At 53.1% G+C, this 4,117-nt stretch carries 1 protein-coding gene and 2 pseudogenes; 1 reads left to right on the top strand and 2 read right to left on the bottom strand.

Annotated features, from left to right (window positions below; translation table 11 throughout):
- Nucleotides 1-94 precede the first annotated feature (94 nt).
- Entirely contained in the window at nucleotides 95-2,125 is a 2,031-nt protein-coding gene (locus AC097P_RS23150; RefSeq protein WP_479612800.1) for a hypothetical protein, read from the top strand.
- 476 nt (nucleotides 2,126-2,601) lie between these two features.
- Here the strand turns inward: AC097P_RS23150 and AC097P_RS23155 are convergent.
- Nucleotides 2,602-3,691: pseudogene (locus AC097P_RS23155) on the bottom strand (IS3 family transposase).
- 64 nt (nucleotides 3,692-3,755) lie between these two features.
- Nucleotides 3,756-3,986 (bottom strand): annotated as a pseudogene (locus tag AC097P_RS23160) (IS3 family transposase); the annotation flags it as partial.
- Between the last annotated feature and the right edge of the window lie 131 nt (nucleotides 3,987-4,117).

The following is a 4,117-nucleotide window of genomic DNA, read 5'->3' on the forward strand; positions in this document are numbered from 1 at the left end:
ACGACATGCAGGTTCTAATCAGGATTAGAAAGAACTGTATATGGATAGTTTCTCAATGCCCAGTTTCTCCATGTCGGATTTCAGCTTCGCGCCGATGGACTTTGGTAGCAGCTTCTCAACACCGGATTTCAGCAGTAGCTTTAGCACCCCCGACTACAGCTCCAGCTTCTCAACACCAGACTTCAGTAGTAGCTTTAGCACCCCAGACTACAGCTCCAGCTTTTCAATACCAGACTACAGCAGTAGCTTTAGCACCCCAGACTACAGCTCCAGCTTTTCAATACCAGACTACAGCAGTAGCTTTAGCACCCCAGACTACAGCTCCAGCTTTTCAATACCAGACTACAGCAGTAGCTTTAGCACGCCAGACTACAGCTCCAGCTTTTCGACACCGGACTACAGCAGCAGCTTTAGCACGCCAGACTACAGCTCCAGCTTTTCGATACCGGACTACAGCAGCAGCTTTAGCACCCCAGACTACAGCTCCAGCTTTTCGATACCGGACTACAGCAGCAGCTTTAGCACCCCAGACTACAGCTCCAGCTTTTCGATACCAGACTACAACAGTAGCTTTAGCACCCCAGACTACAGCTCCAGCTTTTCGATACCAGACTACAACAGTAGCTTTAGCACCCCAGACTACAGCTCCAGCTTTTCGATACCAGACTACAACAGTAGCTTTAGCACCCCAGACTACAGCTCCAGCTTTTCGATACCTGACTACAGCAGTAGCTTTAGCACGCCAGACTACGGATTTAGTTACACCACGCCAGACTATGGCGGCTTTGATTGGGGCGCCGACACATGGAGTGGACTGCCGGCAATTGACAGCAGCAACCTGCTTGTCAGTACGGGCGACCTGTCAATTGCCCCTTCCGACGTATCTTTGGTTGTTGCGCAGACGCCGGCAACCTACAACGGTGGGCCTGTGTTCGACTTCACGTCCAGTAGCGTCAACAACTCCCTGTTCTCCGAACCGTATATTGTCGAGAGTGGTTTCACTGACGACGGCGTGCACTACGACCGCTACAGCAGCGACGCGGTTGCCTTTGCCGTGGCGCAACCGATAGTGGAGACGTTGCCACTGACGGATGCCAGTACGGCAACAGGCGGTGACGGCATCGACTGGGGAGCTGCGTTGGGCGGGGGATTTACGTTTGCACAGACAGACACCCCAAACGAATCTACGATGAGTTATGGCGATCAGATGGCAAATCTGTACCATTTCTTCACCGATGTGCCCATTGGGGTGGTCCAGCAAATTGTTGACAACCCGGGAGACGCGTTGAACAACGCTGTTGATGGGGTTGTGGGCCTAGGCAAAGGGATACCAAATTTCGTTACCGAAACGTTAACCCAATCCGCTATTGGCGTGCGCTACATCGCTGTGGGTGGAGCAGAGCTGGTGGGATTGGCTGAACCTGGCTCTCTAGACGGTGAGATCGCGCAGTATCGAGACTTCACCGGTAGATTGTTCGAATATGACAACTCGGCGCAGGCGGCCGCAGGCTTTGTGAGTGGGTTTGCAACACCCGCACTGGCCGCGAAGGGCGTGGCTGCGACCGCAGACTTGGTTAGTGCGGCGCGTACTTCCATGGCGATAGAGAACGGGACCTTCGGTGCAATGCCAGGATATGTCCCTAGTTCGGTTGGCACGATATCCGAGGCAAATGCGGGTGCACATTCCTTAGCGGCTCCGTGGCTTGATGAAGTTTCAAACATGACACCGAACGGTACATTTCTTCAATGCGGTGGCGGCTCCTGCGTATCCGCAACGGCTCAGAACATTACTAACGGCGCTGTTACAGAAGCTGAAATGGTCAGTAGAATTGGAGAATGGTCGAACTCCGAATCTCTGGCAAAAGAATTGAATAGCACCAATGTTAACGGTGGCGGTTGGATTGGCGGAATGGTGTCTGAAACCGATACTCTGAGATTAGCAAATAGCGGCGTAATCGGCGCCGAGTTACAAGTTGCCGGACAGGCCGCGCATATGGTAACAATTTCTCCAATCTCTGGTTTAGAGGGTATGTATCAGGTGTTGGATACCGGTATAGGAGCGTCTTACACTGTTGATGCAGCGTGGATCACAAAATACGTCTCGAAAATCGTCGCTCAACCTTAGAATTCAACCCGGAAAGTGAATAAATGAACAACACATCAATCGATAAGTATCGATATACCTTGGAAAGTATCTCTTCGTGTGGAGAGAATCGTTTTCTGGTTAGGTTAACGCACGAGTCCGATTTAATTGAAACTACTTGCGAAGTCAAAAGATTCAAAGGCCAAAAAATTGAATCATTTGACTTGATTGAATTCGATTCAGCTGAGTTCAACAATTTGTGCACTAGAGGAAATATTTACTTGAAACCCATAGGCAAAGTCATTTTGGCATTTCATGAGTGTATTTCCGAAAAAGACACTGTTTGACCCCTAGGCAAATGGAAATCCCCGCCCTAAAAGAGCGGGGTAACAAAAACGGTATTTCCCCCGTTTCCCACCGAACCTGGAAGTAGAACGGTTATGCAGCCTTGGCCAGATGCTACTTTGGGGTCGACGTCCCTCCGCTTTCAGTAGCACCAGGCTTTGGAGTCCGGAGGGTTAATTTAACTGCTTTTGAATGAGTGTCTTGGCGTAGTCAGTCGGGGTCAGTCCTCCAAGGGATCGTTTGGGTCTCTCCTCGTTGTATTCCCTGTGCCAAGTTTCAATGACGACCCGGGCATGCTGCAGTCCGGTGAACCAATGCTCGTTAAGGCCTTCGTCGCGGAAACGTCCGCTGAATGATTCGATGCATGCGTTCTGGTTAGGCTTACCGGGTTCGATCAGGGACAGTTGAACGCTCTGGCATGGGCCCAGGTTAGCAAAGCGCGGCTGCAGAATTCCTTGCCGTTATCGGTCCTGATCGCCTTAGGCAAGCCCCTGGTGCTGGCGAGTTGCTCCAGGATTCGCACCAGCTGGTTCCCGCCTAAGGCTCGCTCTGGCACGATCGCCACGGCCTCATGGGTTGCGTCATCGACGATCGTCAGGCTCTTGATGCTGCGCCCCTCAGCCGTGCGGTCAAACACGAACTCCATGGACCACACCTGGTTGGCTGCCGTTGGTCGCTCCAAGGGATGTCTGTTACTCAAGGGAATCTTCTTACGTCCGCGCTTCTTCACCTGCAGGCCTGCCTCGGCATACAGGCGGTCCACCCGTTTGTGGTTCACGATCTCGCCGGCTTGGCGCAGCTTCAAATAGATCATGCCGCAGCCGTGTCGGCGATGGCGTTGGGCCAAGGCGATGATCTTCACCTTGAGTGCGCAATTACGGTCTGCAGCGGGCTCGTAACGCAGAGCACTGGCGCTCATGCCGCTGATGCGCAACGATCGGCGTTCACTCAGTCCGCTGCTCATCATGTGGCGCACCAGTTCGCGTCTGGCTGGTGCGCTCACCACTTTTTTCTCAAGGCTTCTTTCGTTACCTCGTTCTCCAGCATCGCTTCTGCCAAGAGCCGCTTGAGTCGCCCATTCTCGGCTTCCAGCTCCGTGAGGCGCTTGGCGTCAGATACGTTCATGCCGCCAAACTTGCTGCGCCACAGGTAATAGCTGGCCTCCGAGAAGCCGTGCCGCCTGCATAGCTCGGCTACCGCCAAGCCTGCTTCGGCTTCACGCAGGAAGCCAATGATCTGTTCTTCCGCAAATCTCTCTTTCACGTCCAATCTCCTTTCTATGGGATTGGACTCCAGAGTTAGCTGCTACTCAAATCTGGGGGGCGTCGCGACCATCCTCCAGTTTGTCGTGCATGAAGTCCATGGACCAGAGCTGGTAGACGGCCGCAGGCACGGCCAAGGGCTCAGGTTTCTCGCGCACCAGACGCTTCCTTAGCTTGATGCGCAGGTTCAATTCCAACTCACGGTATATGCGGTACACGCGCTTTTGGTTCCAGCCAAAGCCGTTGACATTGGGCAGGTACGGGTAGCACAGGCCAAATCCCCAGTTGCGATGGTTACCCTCTGTCACGCCCCCCCTACATCTGTAGGGTTTTCAAAGCGGTTGAATGTGGACAGAATTACTGCAGGTTTTCGTCTTGCACCTAAGTCCCGTTATGACGGCTGGCTGCACCACATTTTCCTCTGTGA

The organism is Rhodoferax sp. ZS1R8 (assembly GCF_056521325.1).

What these genes read in the sequence shown, in the direction of transcription:
- AC097P_RS23150 (WP_479612800.1), top strand. Translation starts at nt 95, where the DNA reads ATGGACTTTGGTAGCAGCTTCTCAACACCGGATTTCAGCAGTAGCTTT.